Annotated in this window: 2 protein-coding genes; both read left to right on the forward strand. The window is 66.5% G+C overall.

Annotation, left to right across the window (positions count from 1 at the left end):
- Positions 1–1,693 (forward strand): glycosyltransferase (locus ADN00_RS00005; protein ID WP_152966192.1); only part of this gene is annotated, 1,693 nt, incomplete at its 5' end.
- Between the two features lie 4 nt (positions 1,694–1,697).
- On the forward strand, positions 1,698–2,283 hold a 586-nt coding region (locus ADN00_RS00010), incomplete at its 3' end, for a hypothetical protein (RefSeq protein WP_201781122.1).

Raw genomic sequence — 2,283 nt, forward strand, 5'->3', positions numbered from 1 at the left:
GGCGCGGCGCAAAGAGCTGCAAACGCTGTGGGCGGAGCTGCAAGAGTTCAGCCGCCGCCACGCGGAAGAGGTGGAATTCTACCTGTGGGGCTTCGACCCGGCCGAGTTCGGCGAGCTGCACTGCCCCACCTTCAGCCGCCCCTTTGACTATTCCTACGAACGCTACCTCACCGCCATCCGTGAGGAGCAGTTTGACTATGTGGTCTGCCCCCTCTTCCCGGACCATGATGTGAAGATCAGTAAGAGCCCCATTAAATACCTTGAGGCGGTTGCCGCCGGTGCGGTGGGGATCTTCTCGGATTCGCCGGTGTACCGGCGGGTGATCGAAGACGGGCTGAACGGCTATCTGACCGCCGACGACCGCTGGCTGGAAGCGCTGGAACGGGCTTTTGCCACCGCGGATGAAGAACGGATGGCGATGTTCGCGGCGGCCAAAGCGCACGCCCTGGCGCGCTTCACCACCGAGTCGCAGGTGCTGGAATACCTGTCGGCGTTTGAAGCGGCGCGCCTGCACGCGGAGCTGCGCTCGCACGCGGCCGAGGGCGGCAAAGCGCGGGTGGCCTACTTCATCCACGAATCGGCGCTGGGGGGAGCGACGCTGCACATCATGCGGCACGCGGCCATCGCGCGGCAGTACGGGTTTGAGCCAGTGCTGGTCTTTCCGGCGGGACCGGTGGCGGAAGAAGCGCAGCGCTTCGCGCGGCAGCGGGGACTGGCGTTCACCGGCCTGCCCTTCCGGGTGACCACCCACCGGCGCGAGCCGGACGCGGGCGACGAAGCGCGGGCGGGGCAGATTGGCGACTGGTTGAAAAGAGAAAACATCCGGCTGGTGCATGCCGTCACCTACCTGGCAGACGTGGCGCTGGCGGCCTACCGGCTGCGGGTGCCGTATGTGAACACCCTGCACCAGCACTACCCCGCCCCGTCCGCGGCGAAAGGGACGCGGCTGGTATCGGTGGTGCATTCGTCCTCGCTGCGGTACGCGCAAGCGTGGCAGCAAGAGCTGGGCGCCCCGGCCTACACCCTGCGCGCGCCGGTGGAGAGCAGCTATTTTGAGCAGTACCTGGAACGGCAGGAGCGGGCGGTGGGCAGGCCGCCGACCTTCCTGCTCTCCGGCACCCTGCAGCCACGCAAAGGGCATCTGGCGGCCATCCGGGCCATCGGGCGGCTGCGGCAGGCAGGGATCGCCGCGCGGCTGCTGCTGGTGGGGTACGACATCTTTGTGCCGCAGTACGTGGAAGAATGCCGCAAAGCCATACGCGGGCTGCGGCTGGAAGACGCGGTGACGATCACCGGCTTCACCGAGCGGCCGGGCGAGTACTTTGAACAGGCCGATTTCATGCTGTGCGCCTCGGAGGAAGAGTCGATGCCGCAGACCATCCTGCAGGCCATGGCGGCGGGGATGGTGGTGGTGTCGACGCCGGTGGGCGGCGTGAGTGAGCTGGTGCTGGACGGCTTCTCCGGGATCATGGCGGCGGGGAGCGAAGAAGAAGCCATCGCCGAAGCCATGCGGCGCGCCATCGAACTGAGCGGGGAGCAGCGGGCGGCGATGGTTCGCAGCGCGCACCAGACAGCGCGGATGGTGTGTTCGGAAGAAGTGGTGAGCTACCAGCTGCTGAAGCTGTACAACGCGGCCGTGAGAGAAAACCAGCGGGTGCATGGCAGTAACCATCCCCCCTATGAGCAAGGGTAAGGCAATGACGGAAGAGCAGAAACAAATTGAGGAATTGAAACAAGCCCTGGAAGCGCGGGAGCGCAAGCTGGCGCAAGCGATGCGGGTGCTGGCGGACCGGCAGGTGGAAGTGGAAAAGCTGAAAGCGGCCCTGCTGGGGAGCGAAGGCGCGGCGCTGAGCGAGCTGCGCGCCGATCTGGTGCCTGCCGCGGCGAGTGTAGGGCAGCCGTTGGACGAGTACGCGCGCGGCAAGGGGCGCCAGTTGGCGCAGGCCATGCAGACAGTGCGTAACCGGCGGCTGGTGCGCATCCTGGAGCGGACGGTGTACCGGAAGCAGAGCCAGTGGGATCTGCTTGCCCCGGCCTTCCAGCAGCTCAAAGACGACACGGTGCTGTACGCCCCCACCCTGGAGGGCTACGCGCTGCGAGCGTCGGTGAACCTGCAGTTTGTGCCCTTGCTGACCTACCGGGTGGAGCTGAAGCGGGCGGGGCTGAAGGGTGTGCTGCTGGCCTTTGTGTTCGACTTTCCGCCGGAGACGGGCGAGCTGGGGATCGAGCTGGTGTCGGCAGCCGGGCAGATTTTGACCCAGGTGAGCGTAGCGGCAGCGTTGG

It is taken from the genome of Ornatilinea apprima, assembly GCF_001306115.1.
GTDB classification, from domain to species: domain Bacteria; phylum Chloroflexota; class Anaerolineae; order Anaerolineales; family Anaerolineaceae; genus Ornatilinea; species Ornatilinea apprima.